The sequence below is a fragment of the Thioclava sp. NG1 genome (assembly GCF_003122275.1).
GTDB classification, from domain to species: Bacteria; Pseudomonadota; Alphaproteobacteria; order Rhodobacterales; family Rhodobacteraceae; genus Thioclava; species Thioclava nitratireducens.
The window spans coordinates 1-22,067 of sequence record NZ_QFBB01000005.1; the positions used below are offsets into that span (position 1 = coordinate 1).

General features: G+C 64.9%; 19 protein-coding genes and 2 riboswitches. Of the genes, 12 read left to right on the forward strand and 7 right to left on the reverse strand.

Annotated elements, in window-relative coordinates; all coding sequences use genetic code 11:
* The 3 genes from DEM26_RS20380 to DEM26_RS10660 all read left to right on the forward strand — a co-directional run.
* Positions 1–227 (forward strand): hypothetical protein (locus DEM26_RS20380; RefSeq protein WP_199224659.1); only part of this gene is annotated, 227 nt, incomplete at its 5' end.
* A gap of 88 nt (positions 228–315) precedes the next feature.
* Entirely contained in the window at positions 316–1,143 is an 828-nt protein-coding gene (locus tag DEM26_RS10655) for a hypothetical protein (protein ID WP_109172369.1), read from the forward strand.
* Positions 1,144–1,292: 149 nt separating this feature from the next.
* On the forward strand, positions 1,293–2,090 hold the full coding sequence (locus DEM26_RS10660; protein ID WP_158275113.1) for an outer membrane protein: 798 nt from the start codon (positions 1,293–1,295) through the stop codon (positions 2,088–2,090).
* Positions 2,091–2,190: 100 nt separating this feature from the next.
* On the opposite strand, the gene DEM26_RS10665 is transcribed toward DEM26_RS10660, so the two are convergent.
* The 6 genes from DEM26_RS10665 to DEM26_RS10690 all read right to left on the reverse strand — a co-directional run bounded on the left by DEM26_RS10665 (position 2,191) and on the right by DEM26_RS10690 (position 10,114).
* Complete coding sequence (locus DEM26_RS10665; RefSeq protein ID WP_075774695.1) at positions 2,191–2,433, reverse strand: acyl carrier protein; 243 nt, start codon at positions 2,431–2,433, stop codon at positions 2,191–2,193.
* The gene (locus DEM26_RS10670; protein WP_109172371.1) at positions 2,430–3,611 is read right to left on the reverse strand and encodes a dihydrolipoamide acetyltransferase family protein; all 1,182 of its coding nucleotides are present in this window, start codon (positions 3,609–3,611) and stop codon (positions 2,430–2,432) included. The genes DEM26_RS10665 and DEM26_RS10670 overlap by 4 nt, the downstream gene beginning before the upstream one ends.
* Positions 3,612–3,615: 4 nt before the next feature.
* A complete protein-coding gene (locus DEM26_RS20665; RefSeq protein ID WP_233243078.1) occupies positions 3,616–3,903 on the reverse strand; it encodes a transketolase C-terminal domain-containing protein in 288 nt (95 codons plus the stop codon).
* Complete coding sequence (pdhA, locus tag DEM26_RS20565; protein ID WP_233243079.1) at positions 3,900–5,621, reverse strand: pyruvate dehydrogenase (acetyl-transferring) E1 component subunit alpha; 1,722 nt, start codon at positions 5,619–5,621, stop codon at positions 3,900–3,902. The genes DEM26_RS20665 and pdhA overlap by 4 nt, the downstream gene beginning before the upstream one ends.
* Positions 5,618–7,357 (reverse strand): acetate--CoA ligase, encoded by a 1,740-nt coding sequence (gene acsA, locus DEM26_RS10685; protein WP_109172372.1) that lies wholly within the window; start codon positions 7,355–7,357, stop codon positions 5,618–5,620. The genes pdhA and acsA overlap by 4 nt, the downstream gene beginning before the upstream one ends.
* Before the next feature lie 120 nt (positions 7,358–7,477).
* Positions 7,478–10,114, reverse strand: a complete 2,637-nt coding sequence (locus DEM26_RS10690) for a cation-translocating P-type ATPase (RefSeq protein WP_109172373.1) — start codon at positions 10,112–10,114, stop codon at positions 7,478–7,480.
* 221 nt (positions 10,115–10,335) lie between these two features.
* Here DEM26_RS10690 and DEM26_RS10695 point away from each other — a divergent pair, with 221 nt between their 5' ends.
* Genes DEM26_RS10695 through DEM26_RS10710 form a run of 4 tightly spaced genes read left to right on the forward strand, consistent with a single transcriptional unit; the run spans position 10,336 to position 14,517 of the window.
* Positions 10,336–11,595 carry an ABC transporter substrate-binding protein gene (locus tag DEM26_RS10695; RefSeq protein WP_109172374.1) on the forward strand — a complete coding sequence of 420 codons (1,260 nt, stop codon included), beginning with the start codon at positions 10,336–10,338 and terminating at the stop codon, positions 11,593–11,595.
* Positions 11,596–11,624: 29 nt separating this feature from the next.
* Positions 11,625–12,506 (forward strand): carbohydrate ABC transporter permease, encoded by an 882-nt coding sequence (locus DEM26_RS10700; RefSeq protein WP_109172375.1) that lies wholly within the window; start codon positions 11,625–11,627, stop codon positions 12,504–12,506.
* Complete coding sequence (locus DEM26_RS10705) at positions 12,503–13,396, forward strand: carbohydrate ABC transporter permease (protein WP_088718764.1); 894 nt, start codon at positions 12,503–12,505, stop codon at positions 13,394–13,396. Before DEM26_RS10700 ends, DEM26_RS10705 begins: the two co-directional genes overlap by 4 nt.
* Positions 13,397–13,398: 2 nt before the next feature.
* The gene (locus tag DEM26_RS10710; RefSeq protein ID WP_088721663.1) at positions 13,399–14,517 is read left to right on the forward strand and encodes an ABC transporter ATP-binding protein; all 1,119 of its coding nucleotides are present in this window, start codon (positions 13,399–13,401) and stop codon (positions 14,515–14,517) included.
* 24 nt (positions 14,518–14,541) lie between these two features.
* On the opposite strand, the gene ppsA is transcribed toward DEM26_RS10710, so the two are convergent.
* The gene (ppsA, locus tag DEM26_RS10715) at positions 14,542–16,929 is read right to left on the reverse strand and encodes a phosphoenolpyruvate synthase (protein WP_109172376.1); all 2,388 of its coding nucleotides are present in this window, start codon (positions 16,927–16,929) and stop codon (positions 14,542–14,544) included.
* A 148-nt stretch (positions 16,930–17,077) separates the two neighbouring features.
* Positions 17,078–17,280, forward strand: a riboswitch (cobalamin riboswitch).
* A 125-nt stretch (positions 17,281–17,405) separates the two neighbouring features.
* Between ppsA and DEM26_RS10720 the strand changes: the two genes are divergently transcribed.
* From DEM26_RS10720 to nrdE, 5 genes are all read left to right on the forward strand, one after another.
* Positions 17,406–17,711: a hypothetical protein gene (locus tag DEM26_RS10720; protein ID WP_075774686.1), complete on the forward strand. Its 306-nt coding sequence runs from the start codon at positions 17,406–17,408 to the stop codon at positions 17,709–17,711.
* 129 nt (positions 17,712–17,840) lie between these two features.
* The gene (locus DEM26_RS10725) at positions 17,841–18,890 is read left to right on the forward strand and encodes a homocysteine S-methyltransferase family protein (protein WP_109172377.1); all 1,050 of its coding nucleotides are present in this window, start codon (positions 17,841–17,843) and stop codon (positions 18,888–18,890) included.
* A 77-nt stretch (positions 18,891–18,967) separates the two neighbouring features.
* Positions 18,968–19,162: riboswitch (cobalamin riboswitch) on the forward strand.
* A 97-nt stretch (positions 19,163–19,259) separates the two neighbouring features.
* A complete protein-coding gene (gene nrdH, locus DEM26_RS10730; protein ID WP_109172378.1) occupies positions 19,260–19,481 on the forward strand; it encodes a glutaredoxin-like protein NrdH in 222 nt (73 codons plus the stop codon).
* 15 nt (positions 19,482–19,496) lie between these two features.
* The gene (gene nrdI, locus DEM26_RS10735) at positions 19,497–19,919 is read left to right on the forward strand and encodes a class Ib ribonucleoside-diphosphate reductase assembly flavoprotein NrdI (protein ID WP_109172379.1); all 423 of its coding nucleotides are present in this window, start codon (positions 19,497–19,499) and stop codon (positions 19,917–19,919) included.
* On the forward strand, positions 19,901–22,060 hold the full coding sequence (nrdE, locus tag DEM26_RS10740) for a class 1b ribonucleoside-diphosphate reductase subunit alpha (protein WP_109172380.1): 2,160 nt from the start codon (positions 19,901–19,903) through the stop codon (positions 22,058–22,060). The genes nrdI and nrdE overlap by 19 nt, the downstream gene beginning before the upstream one ends.
* Positions 22,061–22,067: the final 7 nt, after the last annotated feature.

Genomic DNA, 22,067 nt, shown 5'->3' on the forward strand with positions numbered 1-22,067 from the left:
CGCTCGACGGCTCGACGCCGCTCTCGAGTTCCGGCGTCTCGAATGATGCCGACACGCTCGCAGCGATCTTCCTCGGCGCGGCGTCGGACAAGAATGTCCCGATCTCGACCGATACGGTAATCGCGGTGACGCAGATCCTCGGGGTTCCGGTGACGGGTACCGCGGCGGCATCCCTCGCTGCAGATGCCGAGGCCGTTCGCATCGCGATCCTCGCCGGGCACGGCTGATCGCATCCGAAACGCAATAGCCCGGACCCGCCCGTCGGCGCGGGGTCCGGGTCGACAGACCCCTTTCCAACATAACAAGGAGGCAGTCATGACACGCAAGACTGCAAAACGCGCAACGACCGTAGCCGGCATCGCGCTCATCGCGGGGCTGGGCCTTACCGTGCAGCCCGGCCCGACCTTCGGAACATTCCATCTGTCCGTGCCGAGCGCTCTTGCGCAGGACAGCGGCTCGCATACCGATGGCGATCACACGGATGGCGGCCAGCAGAAGGGCAAGACCGGCGAGGCTGGCCATGGTAGCGGCGGCCACGAGGACGACGGCACGCATGAGGAGAGCGGCGGCCATGGCGGCGCCAGCGGCTCTTCCGGGCAGGGTCAGGGCGGCCCCGGCCCCGATTCCGAGGGCAAGGGTCCGCAAGCCGGCACCCCGTCGGGCACGCGCGGCACCAAGCCCGTCTGGTCCAGCGAAGGCATTCCGGAGGTCGAGCTCGGGCGGCTGAACGTGGCGCGTTCACCCGATCACGTGCTTCAGCGCGCCTATGAGGAAGCCCTGGCGACGATTTCGCCGACCATGGTTTCGTTCTACAACCTGCCGCTCAATCAGGCGATCGACCAGCTTTCGCTGAACTGGGACAACGTCTCCTTCATCGACTCGCCACTGCAAAACCTCGCCCTTCTCAAGGACACGCTGGATGGCAGCTCGGCGCTCTCGAGTCTCGGGGTGACGAACAACACCGCGACGCTGGAGGCGATTTTCCTGGGCACGGCCTCGGACAAGACCGTGCCGATCACGGCCGCCACGGTGACGGCGGTAACGACCATTCTCGGCCAGCCGGTGACGGGCGCGGCAGCGACCAGCCTCGCCGCGCAAGCCGAAGCGGTGCGGATCGCGGTTCTCGCCGGGCATGACGGCTGAGACTCTATGGAACCTAGGCAACACTCTGCCCTAGCGTAAAGCGTGGGCAGAGAATTTCACTTCTGCTTGCACGGTTCGGAGATCATTATCCCGCGACATGGGGATATCCGACCCGGCGAATGACTAAAGACGGACAGAGAGGCATCGAGATGGAATTTTCAACGAAGCTGGCTGCGGCCTGCGCCCTTGTCTTCAGCTTTGCGGCCCCGGCGGCTGCTACGGCACAAGACTCGGCCAACTTCTTCAAGGTGGGCACGGCAAGCGTCACTTACGGACCTTACGTACGCTTCGGGCTCGGGGGCGCAAACACCCGACCCTCCGACGAGCACTGGCTCCCGCCCGGATATCCGAAAGATCCGCGGATCGATTTCAACCTGAGCAACGATACGAGTGGCTTCGGAGAGATCGCCTTCGGCTATGACTGGATGAACGGCTTCCGCGGTGATGTCAGCGTCCTCACGACTGGCTCGGCCACGACGACCGGTCCGCACACGACCAGCGGCGAGCATGCCGACATCACTTCGGCTTCGGTTTCGACCAGCGCGGTGATGGGTAATCTCTACTATTCCCCGTTCGAGCAGATGGGCGTCAATTCCCGTCTGCATCCCTTCGTCGTGGCGGGGCTTGGTTACGCCAACAACAAGGTCAGCGACTGGACGCGGACGAACACAACGAACCCAGAGGTGTCCTCCGTAGACCGGACCTTCTCGGGCGACACCCACGGCGATTTCGCCTATTCGCTCGGAATCGGCATGGCCTACCAACTGACGGCTCCCGGCAAGCATCCGGCGATCCTCGAGATGTCCTATCGCTATTACAGCTTCGGGACCGCGAAGGGCGGCAGCACGCCGCTGACCGAAGGTGAATCGCCGGTCGCTCCATTGACCTTCGAGAACGACGCGCATGTGCTTTCGATCAGCCTGCGCATCCCGCTGCAGCGGCTCTGAGGCTTCTTGCGGGGGGTGCCGGACTGCTTGCAGCCCTATCCAGCCCCCCGCAGGACTTCCGATAAAGCAGCTCCGCCAGATACGGCTGCGCCCCTCCCTCTCACATCCGCGACGCGAGAAACCCCGCGGCAAGATCCGGGGTGGCGATCTGGGGATACTCGGCTTCGGCAATCTCGACGCCGAAGCGTTTATCGAGCGCAATCACCAAATTCAGAATATCCATCGAGTCGAGTTCAAGATCGTCCTGAAGATGATCGGACCCCGCGATTTCGGCGGGATCGAGATCGGGAGCGACGCGCACGAGCTCCTCGATATAGGCTCTGCGGATTTCATCTTCGGTCATAGCTCCTCCGGCGTTTGCAGCTTCGCGTCGATCGCGGTCAGGAATTTCGAGCCCAGCCGCCCGTCGCTCACGCGGTGATCCGCGGCGAGGGTCAGCGTCACGGCCTGGGCGGCAACCACCTTGCCGTCTCGCACCAATGCTTGCGGGCCGGGCGCGCCGGCAGTGACGATGGCGACCTGCGGCGGCACGATGATTCCGGCCATCGCCTCGACCCCGCTCTCGCCAAGCGCCGAGAAGGTCAGCGTCGCCATGCTCATCTCCGAGCTTTTGAGCCGCCCGGCGCGAGCGCGCATCGTGAGGTCGCGCATCGCCTCCATCAAATCCTGAAGGTTTTTCTTGTCGGCATCGAGGATTGCTGGGGCCACGAGCCCGCCGCCCCGAAGCGCGATTGCGAGGCCGAGATGAACCGCCGGGGAGGGCGTGAACCCGTCCTCCCCGAAATGCCCGTTCACCGCCTTTTCCTCGCGAGCCGCCAGTGCCATCGCCTTCATCAGAAGCGCGCCCATCAGGATGCGTTCTTCGGGCGGGCGGTTCGCATTGGCGGCGCTCAGCCAATCGCTCGCGGCGCTGAGATCGACCGTGTGGGTGACGTAGTAATGCGGGATCTCGCGCTTGGACCGGGCCATCGCGGCGGCGATCGCCTTGCGCATCTCGGCGATATATGCGCCGCGATCTTCTGCCGGGCTCGGCGTCGCGGCGGGTCTCGTCGTCTCGACATCGGCGAGCACGATCGCGCCCCCCGGCCCGCTGCCGGTCAGGCTCTCCAGCGCGACCCCCAATTCTGCGGCGCGTGCCTTTGCGGCAGGAGAGGCGGCGATCCCTGATGGGGTGGCGGGAGGCGGCGCACTGGGCGGCTCCATCCTTGCCTCCGGTTCGACCGGTTCGGCAGGCGACTGCGGCGCAACTGGCGGCGCGGCCTCAGAGGTCTCCGCCGACGCCTCCCCGGGCGCTTTGATAACGGCAAGCGGCGCGCCAACCGGCAGGTCTTGCCCAAGCTCTGCCACCAGCTTTTCGACCACACCGTCCTCGAAGACCTCGATCTCGATCGCACCCTTCTGGGTCTCGACCACCGCGACGATATCGCCGTGCTTGACCGTATCGCCGGGCTTCACCAGCCATTCGACCAGCTTGCCCGCCTCCATATCCGCGCCGAGCGAGGGCATCTTGAAAACGGCCATCGCGTCACCCTTTCCCGAGCGTCGTCTTCACGGCGGCGACGATAGCGGGCACCTGCGGAATGGCGGCGTCCTCGAGATGTTTGGGATAGGGTATCGGCACCTCGGCGGAGCAAACCCGCCCCACCGGCGCATCTAGGTGCCAGAAGGCCTGCTCGCCGATCCGGGCCGCGATCTCGGCGGAGAGCGAACCGGACCGCCAGCCTTCGTCCACGATCACCGCGCGGCGCGTGCGCGCGAGCGAGGCCATGATCGTCTCATCATCGAGCGGGCGCAGGCAGCGCAGGTCGATCACCTCCGCCTCGATCCCTCGCCCGCCAGCGCCTCGGCGGCCTCGAGCGTCTTCCACAGCGATCCGCCATAGGTGATCAGGCTGATATCCTTGCCCTCGCGCCGGATCGCGGCCTTGTCGATGTCGACCGGCCCCGCATTCGCGGCGATCTGCCCGGTCATGTTGTAGAGCATGACATTCTCGAAGATCAGCACCGGATCGGGATCCTCGATCGCAGTCCAGAGCATCCCGCGCGCGTCCTCCAGCGTGGCGGGCGCGAGAACCCGCAGCCCCGGAATATGCGCGTACCATCCTTCGAGCGAATGGGAATGCTGCGCCGCCAGTTGCTTGCCCGCGCCGGTCGCAAGACGGATCACCACGGGTGCGCCGAACTGCCCGCCCGACATATGCCGGATCGTGGCGGCGGTGTTCATGATCTGGTCGAGCGCGAGCAACGAGAAATTCACCGTCATCACCTCGACGATGGGCCGCATCCCTGCCGCCGCCGCACCGATCCCGGCCCCGGTGAAGCCGGACTCCGACAGCGGCGTGTCGCGGATGCGGTCCTCGCCGAATTCGTCCATCAACCCTTTCGAGACCGCATAGCAACCGCCATATGCGCCCACATCCTCGCCCATCAGAAAGACCCGCTCGTCGCGGATCATTGCGTCGCGGATGGCCTGCTTGACCGCCTCGCGATAGGTCATCTCGACGGTCTCGGCGCTGGGTTCGGGCGGCGCGGGCGGCGCGGGCGGCGCGGGGCGTTCCTCGGCCATGACATGGCGGGTGAGCGTCTCGAGCGGCTCCCACTCGCTCCCCTCGGCATAGGCGACGGCGGCGGCGATCTCGTCCTCCACCCCCGCCTCGATCTGCGCGACCTCTTCGGGATGCATCAGTCCGCTCTCGTAGAGCCAGGACTGGAACCGCACGATCGGTCCCTTCTCGCGCCACGCGGCCACCTCGTCCTTGTCGCGATAGAGCTGGGCGTCGAACATCGAATGCGCGCGGAACCGATAGGTCAGACATTCGAGGAAATAGGGTTTGCCAGTCTCGCGGATCGCGGCGAGCGCGCGGCGGGTGGCGGCCTCGACCGCGACCACATCCATCCCGTCCACCTGCTCGGTCGCGAACCCATAAGCCGCCGCCTTGCGCCGGATGTCGGTCACGGCCTCGGTTCGCGCCAAGGCCGAACCCATCGCGTAGCCGTTATTCTCGCACACGAACAACACCGGCAGCGACCAGAGCTGCGCGAGGTTCATCGACTCGTGGAACTCGCCCTCGGCCACAGCCCCTTCGCCGAAGAAGCAGGCGGTGACATTGGGCGCACCCATCATCCGGTCGCGCAGCGCGAGCCCCACGGCCAGCGGCAGCCCGCCCCCCACGATCGCGTTGCCGCCATAGAAATTCCGTTCGGCGTCGAAGATATGCATCGAGCCGCCCCGCCCGCCCGAGGCGCCGGTGGCCTTGCCATACATCTCTGCCATCACGCGCTCCATCGGCACGCCACGAACCAGCGCATGACCGTGCTCGCGATAGGTCGCCACCACGCGATCATCGGGGCCAAGCCGCGGGATCACGCCCGAGGCCACCGCCTCCTCGCCATCGTAGAGGTGCAGGAAGCCGCGGATCTTTTCCTGCGTGTAGAGCTCGGCGCATTTATCCTCGAAATGGCGCACACGGATCATCGCCGTGAGCAATTCGCGGATGTGGTCATGGGTCAGGTGCGGTTTGTCGGCAGTCATGTCTCGTCACTCTCCAGCGTCGAAATATCGCCTTCCGGCAGGCCCAGCTCGCGCGCTTTCAACAGACGGCGCATGATCTTGCCCGAACGGGTCTTCGGCAGGGTCTTGCGGAACACCACCTCGCGCGGGGCGACCGCCGCGCCGAGCTTCTTGCGCGCGAGACCACGGATGTCGCGTTCGAGATCTTCGGACGGCTCGAACCCCGGATTGAGCGCGACATAGGCCTTCACGACCTCGCCTGCGGTCTCGTCGGGCAGGCCGATCACGGCAGCCTCGGCCACTGCCGGATGCTCGATCAACGCGCTTTCGACCTCGAAGGGGCCGATCAGGTGACCGGAGGATTTGATGAGATCATCGGCGCGACCGACGAACCAGAAATATCCCTCCGCGTCGCGCATCGCGAGATCGCCAGAGAGATACCAGCCACCCACGAAACACTTCTCGTAGCGCGCCTCTTCGTGCAGATAGGCGCGCATCATCGAGGGCCAGCCGGGGCGCAACGCCAACTCGCCGATCTCGCCGGGCTTGCAGTCGCGCAGGCCGTCGTCGACACGCTCCACGATCCCCGCCGCGATCCCCGGCAGCGGCTTGCCCATCGAGCCCGGATGCACATCCATCGCGCGGGTATTGGCGATCATGATCCCGCCGGTCTCGGTCTGCCACCAGTTGTCGTGGAAGGGCTTACCGAAGACCTCGTTGCCCCAGACCACGGCCTCGGGATTGAGCGGCTCGCCCACCGACGCCATGAAACGCAGCTTTGAGAAATCGTAAGGCGCGGCCACCTCTTTCCCTGCGCGCATCATCATGCGGATCGCGGTGGGCGCGGTGTACCAGACCTCGATCTGCTCGCGCTCGAGGATGCCGTACCAGCGGTCGAGATCGAAATCGGCCTCATCAACGACCATCCGCACCCGGTTCACCAGCGGCGAGATGATCCCGAAGGATGTCCCCGTCACCCAGCCCGGATCGGCGGTACACCAGTAGCGTGTGCCCGGCGTCAGTTCGAGCGCGTAGCGGCCTGCGGCGGCGTGCATCACCACCGCATTATGCACATGCACCGCGCCTTTCGGGCGGCCCGTGGTGCCGGAGGTGAAATGGATCAACGCGGGATCTTCGGGTGCCGTATGAACCGTCTCGAACGTCTCCGAGGCCGCCGCCATCGCAGGGCCGAGCGCCACGCACCCCTCCGGCGCTTCGTCGCCGATGATCAGCACCAGTTTGAGCGAGGGAATTTCGTCCCGCCACGCGGCGATCTTGCGGCGATAGATCGAGGCGGTGGTGATCAGCGCATTGGCCTCGCCGATCTCGAGCCGGGTGCGCAGGGGCTCGGGTCCGAAGGCGGAAAACAGCGGCGAGAAGATCATCCCTGCCTTCAGCGTGCCCAGCGCCGCGACGTAGAGATCGGGCACCCGGCCGGCGAGACCGAAGAGCCGGTCGCCCGGTTCCAGCCCGTGCGCAGTCAAAACATTGGCGAAGCGCGCGGTCCGGGCAGCGAGATCACGATAGCTCAGGCTTTGCCGCTCGCCGTCCTTGCCGAGCCAGAGGATCGCCTCGTCATCCCCATGACCCGCGGCGACATGCCGATCCACCGCCTCATGCGCGATGTTTAATCCGCCATCGGGAAACCCGTCGAGCATCGCCCGCGCGGTGTCCCATGTGAACGCCTTGCGGTCCTCCTCGGAGAGCGTGGCGGCGGCGCGTTCGGCGGCCGACTTCTGGATGATCGCCCAAGTCATCACGCCTCCTCCCAAGGTGATGCCAGTCGACAGACCGCTCCCTGTCACGAACGGCCATGATCTTCCCTAGGCGAAGACAGGAGGCAGTTTCATTGATGTGGCTCAACGCGGGAGCGGAAATTATCTGCGGGTTGCGCGCGATACGACCAGATGCCCCAGCAGCGGCGGAAGCAGGCTCATCGCCCCGGCGAGCGTCAGCCCCGCGATTCCGGGCGACGGAAGCTGCAGCACATCGGACAAGCCCGGCAACCACAATGCCCCCGCGATCAGCACGAGACACAGCACGAGCGCGCCCCAGACATAAGGGTTGCGCGTCACATCGTTGCGCAGGGCGTGAGTGTCCCCCTCCCGCATGTTGAACACGTTCCAAAGCTGGCCCAGCGCGAGGGTGACGAAGGCCACCGTGACGGCGGCCCCGGGGGCAAGCTGTAAACCGTAGAGCGCCCCTCCGAAGGCCAGCATCGTCGCGAGGGTTACAATGACCCCAAGAATGACGATGCGTTCCCATTCACGCCGCGCGAGGATCGGCTCCGCACGGTCGCGGGGCGGACGGCTCATTTCGTGTCCGTCGCCATGCCCCATCCCAAGCGCAAGCGCCGGGAAGACATCGGTGACGAGATTGAGAAACAGGATCTGCAGGGGCAGGAGCGGCGCGGGGAGCCCCACCCCCACGGCGATCCCCACCACGAGGATCTCCGAGAGATTGCACGACATCAGGTAGACGATGAACTTTCGGAGATTGCCGAATATCACCCTGCCCTGTCGCACCGCCTCGACGATGGTCGCGAAATCATCGTCCTTGAGCACCATATGCGCCGCCTCGCGGGCGACTTGAGTGCCGCGTTGTCCCATCGCAATGCCGATATCGGCCTTCTTCAGCGCCGGTGCGTCATTCACCCCGTCGCCCGTCATCGCAACGGTCTCCCCCTCGCGCTGGTAGAAACTGACAAGCTCCAGTTTCGTCGCCGGGGCCACGCGGGCGAAGACGCTGGCCTTGCGCAGGCGGTCGAGCGTGTCATCGCTGGCGCTCTCAAGATCGAGACCTGTCAGCTCTCTCCCCTCGATCGCCATTACACCGTCCTCACTGATCCCGGCATCTCTGGCGATGCGTGCGGCGGTCTCGGCGTGATCCCCTGTCAGCATGATCACCCGTATCCCTGCGCTCTGGCAGGCCGCGATCGCGGGCGGGACATCCTTGCGCAGGGGATCGGCGAGACAGGCGATACCGACCAGCGTCAGCCCTTCATAGGGGGCCTCCTCCGTCCCCTCCGCCTGCTTCATAGCGAGTCCTATCCCGCGCAACCCCTCGCCCGCCGCTTCAGCGTTGCGGGCGATCCAGCTTGCCTTGTCCTCATCGCTCAGCGGACGCGCACCCTCCGGCCCCAGAACCTCGGAGCACGCAGCGATCACCGCTTCGGGCGCGCCCTTTGTCGCGTAGAGCATACCCCCCTGCGGAAGTTCATGGACCGTCGCCATCATCAGGCTGTCGGTCTCGAACGCATGCTGGAGCAGGCGTGACTCTGCTCCGTCTTCGGACACCCCTAGCTTTCGCGCTGCACTCAGTAGCGCCAGCTCGGTCGGATCCCCGATCCGGCCATCCTCGCCGTCCCCCAGCTCGGCATTGTTGCACAGCATGCCGATCTGCAGCGCCGCGCGCAGACGGTCGTCCGCGATTCCGCTATCCGGGCCGTCCAGATTCACGCTCCCCCCGTCGAGCAAGACCTGAACCACGCTCATCCGGTTCTCGGTCAGCGTCCCCGTCTTGTCCGTCAGGATCAGCGTGGTCGCCCCGAGCGTCTCGACCGAGGACAACCGGCTGATCAGGGCGTTGCGCTGCACCATCCGCCACATCCCACGCGCGAGCGACAGCGTGGCAACGACGGGAATACCTTCGGGGATCGCGGCCACGGCAAGCGCGACCCCGGTCTGGATCATACCGGTGAGCGGGTGGCCCTGCGCCAGCCCCGTGACGATGATCGCGACGGCGAGGACGATCGTCAGCCAGACAAGTCGCTGACCGAGCCGCGTCAATTGGTGTTCGAGCGGTGTGGGCTCCGTGCTGGCCTCCATCGCGAGCTGGCTGATCTTGCCGATCTCGGTCTCCATGCCGGTGCGCACCACCACGCCGATCCCCGCACCCCGCGTCACGGCCGCGCCCTTGAACGCCATATTGGAACGATCCCCCAACACGACGTCGGAGGGCAACGCTTCGGTGATCTTGCGCACCGGAAGAGACTCGCCCGTCAGTACGGATTCATCGCAATAAAGCCCCGACGCTTCGACCAGCCGCAGATCGGCGGTCACAACGTCGCCCGCCTCGAGCATCACGAGATCGCCCGGCACCAGATCGTGGGCGTCGACTTCGCGCAGCATCCCGTCCCGGCGCACCCGGGTACGGACCTCGGCGACGCTGAACAGCGCCTCCATGGAACGGGTCGCGCGCAGCTCGGTGAAGAACCCGATCGCGCCGTTCAGGAGCAGCACGACGAGTATCGCCAACGCCTCGACGATATCGTTGATGACCAGCGAGAACACCGTCGCCAGAACGAGAAGCGCGACGATCACCCCCTGGAACTGATGCAGCAGGATGCTGAGCGCACTGCGCGGTTTCTGACGGCGCAGGGCGTTCGGGCCGTGGCGCGCGAGGCGCGCGGCGGCCTCCTCGGCGGACAGCCCGTCCGGAAACGGCACGGACAGACGCGCCAGCACCGCCTCGGCGGTTTCGACAAATGCTGGTGCGGCGTCGGTTTCCTGCATTCCCGGGGGCCTTCGGTGATCCCACGTCGATGGTAAGCCTTTCCGCGGCCTACGCAATCGTCTCGCCTTGCGTAGGAATGCCGCAGAACGCTCCCCCGTCCGCACCCAGATCACGGATCGTTGATCCCGGTCAATGACGGTTCACCGATGTCGCCCCAGCCTAGATCGCAGGTCTGGCTGCGAAATTTCACCGCAAGCGCGACCGGGAGGAGGAGGAAAACATGCATATTTGTAAAGCCATGATGGCGGCGGTGAGTGTCGCTGGCGCGCTCTCGGCCAGCGCCGCGCGGGCGGATGGCACGGTCGAGGTTCTGCACTGGTGGACTTCCGGGGGCGAGGCCAAGGCCGTCGGAGAACTGAAGAAAGCCTTCGAGGCCGAGGGCGGGGAATGGATCGACTCGCCGATCGCGGGCGGTGGCGGCGATGCCGCGATGACGGCGCTGAGGGCGCGCGTCGTGGCCGGAAACCCGCCGACCGCTGTGCAGCTCAAAGGGCCCGGTATTCAGGAATGGGCCCAGCAAGGCGCGCTCAACGACGTCCAGTCCGTGGCGGATGAGGGCAATTGGGACGATGTGTTGCCGCCGGCGCTGGCCGAAATCATGAAATACGAAGGCAAATACGTCGCAGCCCCGGTCAACATCCACCGCGTCGACTGGATCTGGGCCAACCCCGAGGCGCTGAAGAAAGCGGGCGTCGAAGGCATGCCCACGACCTGGGACGAGTTCAACGCAGCCGCCGACAAGCTGCAGGCGGCGGGTATCGTGCCGCTCGCCCATGGCGGTCAGCCTTGGCAGGACGCGACGCTGTTCGAAGACGTGGTGTTGGGAATCGGTGGGGCCGATTTCTACCGCAAGGCGCTAGTGGAGCTCGATCCGGAGGCCCTGACCTCGGACATGATGGTCAAATCCTTCGATCAGCTGCGCAAGCTGCGTGGCTATGTCGATCCGAACTTCTCGGGCCGCGACTGGAACCTCGCGACCGCGATGGTGATGCGCGGCGAGGCCGGTTTCCAGATCATGGGCGACTGGGCCAAGGGCGAATTCCTCGCGGCGGGCAAGGTTCCGGAAAAGGATTTCCTGTGCTGGCCCACGCCGCGCAAGGGCTTCGTGCTGAATTCGGACAGCTTCACCTTCTTCAAGGTGGAGGGAGAAGACCGCATCGAGGGCCAGAAAGTGCTGGCGCGGTTGATCATGTCGCCCGAGTTCCAGAAGGTCTTCAATCTCGCGAAAGGGTCGATCCCGGCGCGCACGGATGTGCCGCTCGATGATTTCGACGCCTGTGCCAAACGCTCGCACGAAGACCTGCTGGCCGCGATCGAGAACGACACGCTGGTGCCGTCGATGGCGCATGAGATGGCGGTGCCCCGCTCGGTGCGCGGCGAGTTCCTCGATCTTGTGACGGCGTTCTTCAACTCCGACATGAGTTCCGAGGACGCGGTCAAGCAACTCGCTGCCGCGGTCAAGCGCGCGCAGGAAAACTAGGGCCTGCAATGTCCGGGAGGACGGGCCCCATGGCAAGGTTCGGGCGGGCGCTGGAAAGGCGCCTGCCCGCGATTGTCGTCTCTCCGCTTTTCGCGGCGAGCCTGTTCTTCGTCTACGGCTTCATCGGCTGGACGGCCTATATCTCGCTGACCCGCTCGGGGGTGATGCCCGACTACCAATTCGACGGGGTGAGCCAATATGTCCGTCTCTGGCAGACGCCGCGCTGGTACGTGGCGATCCGCAACCTGTTTGTCTTTTCGGGCCTGTTCATCTCGATCTCGATGGCGATCGGCATCCTTCTGGCGATCCTGCTCGACCAGAAGGTGCGCATCGAGGGGGTGATCCGCACGATCTACCTCTACCCGATGGCGCTGAGTTTCATCGTCACCGGAACGGTCTGGAAATGGATGCTGAACCCCGGCCTCGGCCTGGAGCGGTTGATGCATCAGGCCGGGTTCGAGAGCTTCAGATTCGACTGGCTGGTGAACTCGCATTACGCGATCTACACGGTGGTGATCGCGGCCGTCTGGCAAAGCTCCGGCTATGCGATGGCGCTGTTTCTGGCCGGGCTCCGCTCGGTCGATGACGAGGTGCTGAAAGCGGCGGCGATCGACGGCGCGGGCCCTTGGCGCACTTATACCGGGATCGTGCTGCCGATGCTGCGACCGGTGTTCCTCTCCACCGTCATCATCCTCGCCCATCTCGCGATCAAGAGCTTCGATCTGGTGATCGCGCTGACTGGCGGGGGGCCGGGCTATGCCACCGACTTGCCCGCCACCTTCATGTATTCCTTCGCCTTTCAGCGCAGCGAGCTGGGCGTGGCGGCGGCGAGTGCCACGATGATGCTTATGACGGTCATCGCGATCATCGTGCCCTATCTCTACTCGGAACTGAGGAAGACAGCCGGATGAGCGCACGCAGCACAGGCGGGATCGTCCGGCGCAAGGGGCTGCATCACGGCCTGATGCGCGCGCTGCTCTTCGCGGTGCTCGGGCTGTTCTGCATCTACTACCTGATCCCGCTTCTGGTGATGATATCGACCTCGCTGAAATCGCTGGCCGAGATCAGGGAGGGCTCTCTCATCAGCCCGCCGCAGGCGCTTGACTTCAGCGCCTGGGAGAAGGCGTGGAACAGCGCCTGCGTGGGTGTGCGTTGCAACGGGCTTGCGCCCTATGTCTGGAACTCGGTGATGATGACCGTCCCGGCGGTGGCGATCTCGACGATACTGGGCGCGCTCAACGGCTATGCGCTGACCAAGTGGCGCTTTCGCGGCGCCGATACGATCTTCGCGCTGATGCTGTTCGGCGCCTTCATTCCGTTTCAGGTGATCCTTCTGCCGATGGCGCGGGTGCTGGGCCAGCTCGGGCTTGCGGGCACGGTCCCGGGGCTGATCCTCGTGCACACGGTCTATGGCCTCGCCTTCACGACGCTGTTCTTCCGCAACTTCTTCATCGGGGTCTCGGACGGCATCATTCAGGCGGCGAAGGTCGACGGGGCGGGTTTCTTCGGAATTTTCTTCCGGCTCGTGCTGCCGATGTCGCTGCCCGCGATCGTCGTCACCGTGATCTGGCAGTTCACCCAGATCTGGAACGACTTCCTGTTCGGCGTCGCATTCACGATCGGCGACAGCAACCCGGTGACGGTGGCGCTCAACAACGTGGTGAACACCTCGACGGGGGTGAAGGAATACAATGTCGACATGGCTGCGGCGATCATCGCGGCCCTGCCGACGCTGGCGGTCTATGTCTTGGCTGGGGCGTGGTTCGTGCGCGGTCTCTCGGCCGGAGCGGTGAAAGGGTAGCGATGGCAGCGGGAATTTCCCTTCAGGGCGTGCGCAAACGCTTCGGGACCAACGAGGTGATCAAGGGCATCGACCTCGAGATCGAGGCGGGCGAGTTCATTGTCCTCGTCGGGCCCTCGGGCTGCGGCAAGTCGACACTGCTCAACCTGATCGCCGGGCTCGAGACGCTGAGCGACGGCCATATCGACATCGCGGGGCGACGGGTCGACGACACCCCGCCGCGCGACCGCGACATCGCGATGGTGTTCCAGTCCTATGCGCTCTACCCGACCAAGACGGTGCGCGAGAACATCACCTTCGGGATGCAGACCCGCCACGTCCCGCGCGCCGATCAGACCAAAGCCGTCGAGGAGTTCAGCACGCTTCTGCAGATCCATCCCTATCTCGACCGCAAGCCCGGCCAGCTTTCGGGCGGCCAGCGCCAGCGAGTCGCAATGGGCCGCGCGCTCGTGCGCAAGCCCGAAGTGTTTCTGTTCGACGAGCCCCTGTCGAACCTCGACGCCAAACTGCGGATCGAGATGCGCACCGAGATCAAGAAGCTGCACCAGCGGCTCGGCAAGACCGTCGTCTATGTCACCCACGACCAGATCGAGGCGATGACGCTGGCGACACGGATCGCGGTGATGGATAACGGCCATATCCGTCAGGTGGCCGAGCCCGGCGCGATCTACGACGATCCGGTGGACCTGTTCGTCGCAGGCTTCATGGGCTCGCCGCCGATGAACATGCTGCCCGGTGTCCTGCGCCGCGGGGAGCCGGAAGGCGTATCTGTCGAAGTGGCGGAGGGGGCGGCAGAAGCGCTTCGGTTCCCCTTGTCCCAAAAGCTCGCGGAGCGGATCACCGCCCCCGACGGGCAAAAGGTCGTCCTCGGGCTTCGGCCGGAGGTGATCTTCATGGCTGGGACCGAACTGCCCGGCCCCGACCGTTTCGTCTTCGAACGTCCGGTGGATCTGGTCGAGCCGACCGGACCGGACACGATGATCGTCTTCGCCCTGGGCGAGACCGAGGTGATCGCCCGGGTCCGGCCCGAGGACGCCCTGCCTCCGGGCGCGCCCTTCAGCTTTGAGGTCGATATGGGCAAGGCCAAGGTCTTCGACGCCGAGACCGGGCTGCGCCTCTAACGCGTGCAGCCCGCGGGCGTCCGGTCACCCTTTGCCTTCGGCCTCCGCGACATGCCCTTTCACCTTCAGGAAGCTGTCCGGTGTCACCGAGATCGAGTCGATCCCGAACTCCACCAGGGTGCGGGCGAATTCAGGGTAGTTCGAGGGCGCCTGACCGCAGAGGCCGACCTTCGCGCCCACGCCATGCGCTTTCTCTATGACCGTCCGGATCATCCACTGAACCGCGGCATGGCGTTCGTCGAAGAGCGTCGCGAGCCTGTCGCTGTCGCGATCGATCCCTAGGGTCAGCTGCGTCAGATCGTTGGACCCGATGGAGAACCCGTCAAACCGCTCGGCGAAGGCTTCGGCGAGGATGACGTTCGAGGGCACTTCGCACATCACGTAGATCTGCAGCCCGTTCGATCCGCGCACCAGCCCTTCCTCGGCCATCACCGCCAGCACGCGGTCGGCTTCCTCGGGCGTCCGGCAGAACGGAACCATCACCAGCACATTGTCGAAGCCTGCCTCTTCGCGCAGCCGGCGGATCGCCCGACATTCCAGCCGGAACCCGTCGACATAGGCCGGATCGTAATAGCGCGAGGCCCCGCGCCAGCCGATCATCGGGTTGGATTCCACCGGCTCGAACTGCCGCCCGCCAAGCAGGTCGGCATATTCGTTCGTCTTGAAATCGCTCAGCCGCAGGATCATCGGGTTCGGATAGGCCACGGCGGCGATCCGGGACAGGCCGAGCGCCAGTTGATCGACGAAATATTCGGACTTGTCCTCGTATCCCCTAGTGAGGGTTTCGATTTCCTCCCGCACTTCCGCCTCCTGAATGTCGGAGAAATGCAGCAGCGCCATCGGGTGGACCCGGATCGTGTTCGAGATCACGAATTCCATCCGCGCCAGACCGACACCATCGATCGGCAGCCGCCACCAGCGCGCCGCGATCGCCGGGTTGGCGAGGTTGAGCATGACCTTGGTCTTGGTTTCCGGCACCGCGTCGAGGTTCAGATCTTCGACCGTGAACTCGGCAAAGCCGTCATAGACCAGACCCTCGTCTCCTTCGGCGCAGCAGACGGTCACCTCCTGCTCGTCATGCAGCACATGGGTCGCATCTCCACACCCGACGACGGCGGGAACACCCAACTCGCGGCTGACGATGGCGGCATGGCTGGTTCTACCTCCGTGATCGGTGATGATCGCCGAGGCCCGTTTCATCACCGGCACCCAGTCGGGGTCCGTCGTCGAGGTGACAAGGATCGAGCCGTCCACGAAATCGTCGATGTCCTTGACGTCCTCGATCAGGCAGACCCGCCCGGTCGCGATCTGCTCGCCCACCGACAGACCGTTGACGACGACCGGACCGTGCGCGCCGATCGTGTAACGCCGCAAAGACCCGGCGGAGACTCGCGACTGCACCGTCTCGGGGCGCGCCTGCACGATGTAAAGCTTGCCCGTGACGCCGTCCTTGGCCCATTCCATGTCCATCGGCTGCCCGTAATGCGCTTCGATGGTCGCCGCTTGCTGCGCGAGGTCGAGCACCTCGTCATCCGACAGGACGAACCTCCCGCGCTCGGCTTTCGAGGTCGGCACGTTGCGCACCGGGTTCGGAGCGTCCGGCCCGGCATAGATCATCTTGATCTCTTTCGCGCCGAGCTTCCTCTCGATGATCGGTTTGATCCCCGTCTTACCGAGGAACGGCTTGTAGACCTGAAACTCGTCCGGCGTGACCGCGCCTTGCACGACGTTTTCGCCCAAGCCCCAGGCCGCGCTGATCAGCACGACCTTGTCGAAGCCGGTTTCGGTGTCGATCGAGAACATCACCCCCGACCCGCCGATATCCGAGCGTACCATCTGTTGAACGCCCACGGAGAGCGCGACATCGAGGTGATTGAACCCTCTGAGCTTGCGATAGGTGATCGCGCGGTCGGTGAAGAGCGAGGCATAGCAATTGCGGCAGGCGGTCAGAAGCTCCTCCTCGCCCGAGACGTTGAGATAGGTCTCCTGCTGACCGGCGAAGCTGGCATCGGGAAGATCTTCGGCCGTCGCGCTCGAGCGCACGGCGACGGAGACCTCGGGCACCCCTGCCCGCTTGGACAGATCGCGATACGCCTCCCGGATCGCCGCCTCGGTCGAGGCGGGCCAGTCCCCGGCCACGATGGTGTCGCGAATGCTTTGCCCCGCGACATGCAGGCTGATCTTGTCCGCATCGTAATCCGCAAGATAGCCCGCGATGGCCTCGGTCAGTTTGTTCTCTTCAAGAAACATCCGATAGGCGTCGGCGGTGGTGGCGAAGCCCGGCGGGACCTGAATACCCTTGGCGCCCAACTCCTGCACCATCTCGCCGAGCGAAGAGTTCTTGCCGCCCACAAGCGCGACATCTTCGCGGCGTAAGCTATCGAAAGGAATGACTTCTTTCTTCGTCGTCATGGGCTCGCCTCTCCTGTTTGCACTTGCGGGCACTCTATCCGAGGCGCGCATCGGGGCCTTGATCTCTGTCAACGCGGGGCCTTTCGGACGGGGCTCTGCCCGCGTACCCTCCGCCGCCCAATCCGTTCTGGACAGCGTGAGATTTTCCTGCGATCAAATCCGGGATGGTGTCCGGCCCCAAAGGGTCGGCTGAAAAGGGAACACGGTGCGGGCGAGGCCCAACTCCGTGACTGCCCCCGCAACTGTAAGCGGCGAGCGCCACCGAAAACGCCACTGACCTGCAAAGGTTGGGAAGGTCCGGTGAAGCCACGACCCGCGAGTCAGGAGACCTGCCATCTCGGATGCGCGCTTAGCGCATCTCGGTCACCTTAAACCCGGGCGGGGTGCCCTGGGACGGAGAGTCGAGAGATGGACCAGATCGGACCTCGCATATCGCCGTGCCGCGACCAATCCCGCCCTTTTGCGCGGAGGGCGCGATGCTTTTGGAACGAACGCTTTCACTCTTACAACTCGATATAGGGCCGATCTCGCCGCTGCGGGCGCGTGAGCTGGGCACGCTGGGCTACATGGAATGGCTTGGCACGCTGCCGGGCGACATGCCCTATGCGAAGGCGGCGATCGTCGCCCATATGCAGGCCTATCCGCACTCCCTGATCTCACCAGCGGTGGAGGTGTTCTGCGAGCTGTTGCTGGAGTCGCTGACCCCGCAGCCTTTCGCCTTGCCGATCGAGATGCCCCCGCCGGTGCGGCGCGGCGGGGCACGCGCCCGGCGCGGCCTCTGACCCGCTTTTCGTCTTGCGGTCGCTCTCTGCGGCCCGACCGAGGACCATTGCAGTAGGGAGCGTCATTCGTTCCCTGCGAGGCTCGGCTCTGTCCAACGATGGTCATGGATGAACTGAGAGGATCTCTCCATGAATGACAACAAACTGACCCGCCTGCTCGACGCGCGCCCGGTAATCTGCGCCGAGGGCTTTCTGTTCGAACTGGAACGGCGCGGCTATCTGACCGCCGGGGAATTCGTGCCCGAGGTGGCGCTCGAATACCCGCAGGCGCTGCGCAATCTGCATGTCGATTTCCAGCGCGCCGGCAGCGATATCGTCGAGGCCTTCACCTATAACGGCCACCGCGAGAAGATGCGCGTGATCGGCAAGGAAGACCTGCTGGAGCCGCTCAACCGCGCGGCGCTGAAGATCGCCCGCGAGGTCGCCAATGCCAAGACCGGAAACCTGATGGCGGGCAATATCTCGAACACGAATATCTGGGACCCGGCCGATCCGGCGCGGCAGGCCGAGGTGCGCGCGATGTTCGACGAGATGGTCGGCTGGGCGGTCGAGGAAGGCGCGGATATCCTCATCGGCGAGACCTTTTACTACGCGAGCGAGGCGCTATGCGCGCTCGAGGCCGCGAAGGCGTCGGGGCTGCCGGTGGTGCTGACGCTGGCACCGATGGCGGCCAACGAGATGATGGACGGGGTCGGCATCGTCGAGACCTGCCAGCAGCTCGAACAGGCGGGCGCCGATGTCGTCGGGCTGAACTGCTTCCGCGGGCCGCAGACGATGATGCCGTGGCTGCGCAAGGTGCGCGCGGCGGTGAGCTGCCATGTCGGCGCCCTGCCCGTGCCCTACCGGACCACGAAGGAGGAGCCCACCTTCTTCAACCTCTCCGATCACAACGGCTGCACCTGCCCCTCGCCGCATGGCCGGACCTTTCCGACCGCGCTCGATCCGCTGGCTTGCAACCGCTACGAGATCGGCGCCTTCGCGCGTGAGGCGCAGGCGATCGGGGTGAATTATCTCGGCGTGTGCTGCGGGGCGAGCCCGATGCATATCCGCGAGATGGCCGAGGCCGTGGGTCGCGAGACCGAGGCCAGCCGCTTCTCGGAGCGCATGGAGAACCACTTCATGTATGGCCAGAACGCCCGCCTTCCGGCGCATATCCGGGCGCTCGGCGACGGGGCCTGAGCCTTGACACAGCCCTGTCGCGCGAGAGTTTCGCGCGCCAGGGCAATCTATATATTGACACCACCACACCATGCATCCCAATATGATGTTGCTTTGGTTCCTGCGAGTCACTCCGCAGGCGAAGAGGGAAGCCGGTGGAATTCCGGCGCTGCCCCCGCAACTGTAAGCGGCGAGCCTGATGTCCGAATGTCACTGGTGCGATGCGCCGGGAAGACGGACCGAGAGGCGTTCGAGCCGCGAGCCAGGAGACCTGCCAGAGCAGATAGACGACGACCGCGGCGGAGGGCCCGGGCGCGTGGCTATGTGCTGCGGCACCCTGCCCACGAGCCTTGTCCTACGCGGCCGACAGCAAACAAAGGGACAGGACACATGACCATCACCGTCTATTCGAAACCGGCCTGCGTGCAATGCACCGCCACGACCCGTGCGCTGGATGCGAAGGGGATCGACTACAACGTGATCGACCTCACCGAGGATGCCGCCGCGATGGAGATGGTGCAGGACCTCGGCTACCGTCAGGCGCCCGTGGTGATCGCGGGCGAGGATCACTGGGCGGGCTTCCGGCCCGACATGATCGGACAGCTCAACTGAGCGCGGGCCCGGATCATGGGACAGGCAAGGCTGATCTATTACTCCTCGGCCTCGGGGAACACGCAGCGCTTCGTGGAGCGGCTGGGTCTGCCCGCGCTGCGTCTGCCCCTCTCGGCGGAGGCTCCGATGCCGTACCCGCCCGGCCCCTACGTCCTGATCTGCCCGAGCTACGCCGACGGCAAGGGGCGCGGCGCGGTCGCGAAACCGGTCATCGCCTTTCTCAACGATCCCGCCCGCCGCGCGGGTCTGCGCGGCGTAATCGCCAGCGGCAATCGCAATTTCGGCGCGCTTTTCGCCTGCGCGGGCGATCTGCTGGCGCGCAAATGCAATATCCCCGTTCTCTACCGGTTCGAACTGGCGGGTACCGACACTGACATCGACCGCGTGCGCGCGGGTCTCGACAATTTCTGGAGGCTGGAATGCTCGACAGCGACGTGAAACCGAGCGGGGCCACGGCCTCGGAATTCGCGGGGCTTGATCACCACGCGCTCAACGCAATGCTCAACCTCTATGACGCGGAGGGCAATATCCGCTTCGACGCCGACCGGATGGCGGCGCGGCAATATTTCCTGCGCCATGTGAACCAGAACACGGTGTTCTTCCATTCGCTGGACGAGAAGCTCGGCTATCTGGTGGAGGAAGGCTATTACGACGCCGCCGTGCTCGATCAGTATTCGCGCAACTTCCAGCGCGCGATCTGGGATGCGGCTTTCGCGGCCAAGTTCCGCTTTCCGACCTTCCTCGGCGCGTTCAAATATTACACCTCCTACACGCTGAAGACCCGCGACGGGCAGCGGTACCTCGAACGCTACGAAGACCGCGTCGTGATGGTGGCACTGACGCTCGCGCGCGGCGACGAGGCGCTGGCGATGCGCCTCATGGAGGAGATGCTGGCAGGCCGCTTCCAGCCCGCGACGCCGACCTTCCTCAATGCGGGCAAGAAGGCGCGGGGCGAATTCGTCTCCTGCTTCCTGCTGCGGCTGGAAGACAACATGGAAAGCATCGGGCGCGGCATCAACTCGGCGCTGCAACTGTCCAAACGCGGCGGCGGCGTGGCCCTGATGCTGACCAATATCCGCGAATATGGCGCGCCGATCAAAGGGATCGAGAACCAATCCTCGGGCGTGATCCCGGTGATGAAGCTGCTCGAAGACAGCTTCAGCTATGCCAACCAGCTGGGCGCGCGTCAGGGCGCGGGCGCGGTCTATCTGCACGCCCATCACCCCGACATCCTGCGCTTCCTCGACACCAAGCGCGAGAATGCGGACGAGAAAATCCGGATCAAGACGCTGAGCCTCGGCGTGGTGATCCCCGACATCACCTTCGAGCTCGCGAAGAAGAACGAGGAGATGTATCTCTTCTCGCCGCATGACGTGGAGCGGGTCTATGGCTGCGCCTTCTCGGAGATTTCCGTGACCGAGAAATACCACGAGATGGTCGATGACGCGCGGATCCGCAAACGCAAGATCAACGCCCGCGCCTTCTTCCAGACGCTGGCCGAGATCCAGTTCGAAAGCGGCTATCCCTACATCATGTTCGAAGACACGGTGAACCGCGCCAACCCGATCGCGGGACGGATCACCATGTCGAACCTGTGCTCGGAAATCCTGCAGGTGGCCGAGCCGTCGGAGTTCGATGAGGACTTGGGCTATGCGCGGATGGGCACGGATATCTCGTGCAATCTGGGCTCGCTCAACATCGCCAAGGTGATGGATGGCGGCGATCTGGGCGCGAGCGTCGGGGCCGCGATCCGGGCGCTCTCGGCGGTGTCGGAGATGAGCGCGATCAACGCCGTCCCCTCGATCCGCAAGGGCAACGAGGAAAGCCACGCGATCGGTCTGGGTCAGATGAACCTGCACGGTTTCCTCGCCCGCGAGCGCGTCCATTATGGCAGCCCCGAGGGGATCGAGTTCACCTCCGTCTATTTCGCCGCCGTAGCCTATCACGCGCTGGCGGAGTCGAACCGGCTGGCCGCCGAGCATGGCCGGAGTTTCAAGGGGTTCGAGGCCTCTGCCTATGCCGATGGCAGCTTCTTCGAGAAATACGTCACCCGCGACTTTCTGCCTGAGAGCGACACCGTAACGGCCCTGTTCGACCGCTTCGGGATCACCCTGCCCACCCGCGCCGACTGGGCCGAGCTGCGCGACCGGGTCATGGAGTGCGGCCTGTGGAATCGCAACCTGCAAGCCGTGCCGCCCACCGGCTCGATCAGCTATATCAACAACGCGACAGCCTCGATCCACCCGATCACCGCGAAGATCGAGATCCGTAAGGAAGGCAAGATCGGCCGGGTCTATTACCCCGCGCCCTACATGACGAACGACAATCTCGAGTTCTACCGCGACGCCTATCAGATCGGCCCCGAGGCGATCATCGACACCTATGCGGCAGCGACCGAGCATGTCGATCAAGGTCTCTCGCTGACGCTGTTCTTCCCGGCCGAGGCCACGACCCGCGACATCAACCGCGCCCAGATCTATGCATGGCGGCGCGGCATCAAGACCATCTATTACATCCGCCTGCGCCAAGCGGCCCTCGAGGGGACCGAGGTGCAGGGCTGCGTATCCTGTTCCCTGTGAGGCCCGC

Bases quoted from the DNA above. Each gene is read 5' to 3' on its own strand.
- pdhA (WP_233243079.1), bottom strand. From the start codon at position 5,621: ATGACTGCCGACAAACCGCACCTGACCCATGACCACATCCGCGAATTG.
- nrdE (WP_109172380.1), top strand. From the start codon at position 19,901: ATGCTCGACAGCGACGTGAAACCGAGCGGGGCCACGGCCTCGGAATTC.
- DEM26_RS10655 (WP_109172369.1), top strand. From the start codon at position 316: ATGACACGCAAGACTGCAAAACGCGCAACGACCGTAGCCGGCATCGCG.
- acsA (WP_109172372.1), bottom strand. From the start codon at position 7,357: ATGACTTGGGCGATCATCCAGAAGTCGGCCGCCGAACGCGCCGCCGCC.
- nrdH (WP_109172378.1), top strand. From the start codon at position 19,260: ATGACCATCACCGTCTATTCGAAACCGGCCTGCGTGCAATGCACCGCC.
- nrdI (WP_109172379.1), top strand. From the start codon at position 19,497: ATGGGACAGGCAAGGCTGATCTATTACTCCTCGGCCTCGGGGAACACG.
- DEM26_RS10720 (WP_075774686.1), top strand. From the start codon at position 17,406: ATGCTTTTGGAACGAACGCTTTCACTCTTACAACTCGATATAGGGCCG.
- DEM26_RS10660 (WP_158275113.1), top strand. From the start codon at position 1,293: ATGGAATTTTCAACGAAGCTGGCTGCGGCCTGCGCCCTTGTCTTCAGC.
- DEM26_RS10690 (WP_109172373.1), bottom strand. From the start codon at position 10,114: ATGCAGGAAACCGACGCCGCACCAGCATTTGTCGAAACCGCCGAGGCG.
- DEM26_RS10725 (WP_109172377.1), top strand. From the start codon at position 17,841: ATGAATGACAACAAACTGACCCGCCTGCTCGACGCGCGCCCGGTAATC.
- DEM26_RS10700 (WP_109172375.1), top strand. From the start codon at position 11,625: ATGGCAAGGTTCGGGCGGGCGCTGGAAAGGCGCCTGCCCGCGATTGTC.
- ppsA (WP_109172376.1), bottom strand. From the start codon at position 16,929: ATGACGACGAAGAAAGAAGTCATTCCTTTCGATAGCTTACGCCGCGAA.
- DEM26_RS10670 (WP_109172371.1), bottom strand. From the start codon at position 3,611: ATGGCCGTTTTCAAGATGCCCTCGCTCGGCGCGGATATGGAGGCGGGC.
- DEM26_RS10695 (WP_109172374.1), top strand. From the start codon at position 10,336: ATGCATATTTGTAAAGCCATGATGGCGGCGGTGAGTGTCGCTGGCGCG.
- DEM26_RS10710 (WP_088721663.1), top strand. From the start codon at position 13,399: ATGGCAGCGGGAATTTCCCTTCAGGGCGTGCGCAAACGCTTCGGGACC.
- DEM26_RS10705 (WP_088718764.1), top strand. From the start codon at position 12,503: ATGAGCGCACGCAGCACAGGCGGGATCGTCCGGCGCAAGGGGCTGCAT.
- DEM26_RS10665 (WP_075774695.1), bottom strand. From the start codon at position 2,433: ATGACCGAAGATGAAATCCGCAGAGCCTATATCGAGGAGCTCGTGCGC.